A 2,012-nucleotide genomic window follows, 5' to 3' on the forward strand; every position below is an offset into this window, starting at 1 on the left:
AGGACGCCTGGGCGGCCATCAACGCGCACCTGGGCACCAGCGCCGACAGCCTGCCGGCGCTGGTGCGCGAGCTGGGCGAGCGCCGCTTCGGCCATGTGCCCACGGTGGGCGACGCCTTCTGCGGCGGTGGCAGCGTGCCCTTCGAGGCCGCGCGCATCGGCTGCCGGGCCGTGGCCTCGGACCTCAACCCGGTGGCGGCGCTGCTCACCTGGGCGGCGCTGCACATCGTCGGCGGCGGCCCGGAGGTGACCGCACGGGTGCGCGACGCCCAGCAGCAGGTCTTCGACGCGGTGGACCAGCAGATCACCGACTGGCGCATCGAGCACAACGCCGCCGGCTGGCGCGCCGATGCCTATCTCTACTGTCTGGAGGTGAAGTGCCCGGACTGCGGCTGGCTGGTGCCGCTGGCGCCGAGCTGGGTCATCGGCGAGCGCACCATGACCCGCGCCCGGCTGGTGTCGGATGCGGCCAATCAGCGCTTCGACATCGCCATCGACCAGGGCGTGAGCCGTGCGGAGCTCGACGCGGCCAAGGCCGCCGGCACCGTCCGCAGCTCCCGGCTGCACTGTCCGAATTGCGGCCAGTCCAACGCCATCGCAGACATTCGCGACAACCAGGGGCGCGGCCTGAGACTGTGGGAGAACCAAGACCTGGTGCCGCGCCCTGACGATGTCTTCCAGGAACGGCTCTACTGCGTGCGCTGGCGGCTCCCGGGCCTTGCGGACCTGCTGTGGGCGGAGCAGTACGAGCGGCAGGCCGATGCCGGCGTGCCCCCGCGCCCGGTGCCGGACTGGGTGCCGCTCAAGGAGGCCATCGAGGCGCTGGCGGACTGGCTGGATCCGGCCGAGCGGGATGCGCTGACCGTGCTCCGCGAGCGGGATTGGCTGACCGAGGACGCGGAAGCCGCCGCGGCCGAGGCCAAGTGGCGGGCGACGGTGGACGGCAAGCGTCCCCAGGCCGAGATTCAGCCGCTGCGGGCGCGGTGGATCGAGCTGCGCGACACGCGACAGACCCGGAACGCTCAGGTTGCGGCGCTGGCGGCGCGTGTGCCGACTGTCCGGTATGCTGCCGTTGACGGGGATGATCTGGAGCGGGAGGCACGGGCGCTGGAGCTGCTCAGGGAGAGGTTCGATGAATGGCAGACGCAGGGCTTGATTCCGACTTTGTCGATTCCTTCAGGGGCGAAGACGGATGAGCCGATTCGGACTCGGGGGTGGGCTTATTGGCATCACCTATTTAGCCCGCGCCAGTTACTGAACCACCGCGTTGTTCTAAAGATGGGTTTGCAAGCCGCCCGCAGCGAGCGGGTGGAGATCGCCACGGTATTCCTAGGATTGGCTCGTTCCGCCGACTGGGGCAGCAAGCTCTGTCGCTGGTGGACAGATTCCGGCCACGAGAAGGTCGTGCAAACGTTCAGCAACCAAGCGTTGAACACGCTGGTGAACTATGGCGTACGGTCGTTTGCCAGCTCCGCTGACAACTTCTTCATGACCGAGAGTCGCTCGGATCTGCTCGAATTCTCATTCGGCGACCGCGCGGAGGTGCGCGTAGCGGACGCGCGGGGTGAGGTGGGCCGTGCCGATGTCTGGATCACCGACCCCCCCTATGCCGACGCCATCGTCTATCACGAGCTGTCCGAATTCTTCCTCGCCTGGTACGAGAAGCACCTGCCCAGGCTCTTCCCGGACTGGAACCCGGACAGCCGCCGCGCCCTGGCCATCCAAGGCAGCGGCAAGGCGTTTCGCGAGGCCATGGTGGCCACCTACAGCAACCTCGCCGCGCGCATGCCGGATGACGGCATGCAGATTGTCATGTTCACGCATTCCGACGCCGGCGTCTGGGCGGATCTGGCGCTCATTCTTTGGGCAGCGGGGCTGCGGGTGACGGCGGCCTGGACTGTTGCCACGGAGACACCCTACGGAAACAAGGCGGGCAGCAACTACGTCCAGGGCACGGTCCTGATGGTGCTGCGCAAGCGCCACGGGGACGACATGGCCTTCCTGGACGAGCTG

1 pseudogene is annotated in these 2,012 nt (G+C 68.2%); it reads left to right on the top strand.

Going from position 1 to position 2,012, the window contains the following annotated elements:
* Positions 1–2,012, top strand: a pseudogene (locus tag QZ607_RS25770) (DNA methylase); the annotation flags it as partial.

Source organism: uncultured Thiohalocapsa sp. (assembly GCF_913063425.1).
GTDB lineage: Bacteria > Pseudomonadota > Gammaproteobacteria > Chromatiales > Chromatiaceae > Thiohalocapsa.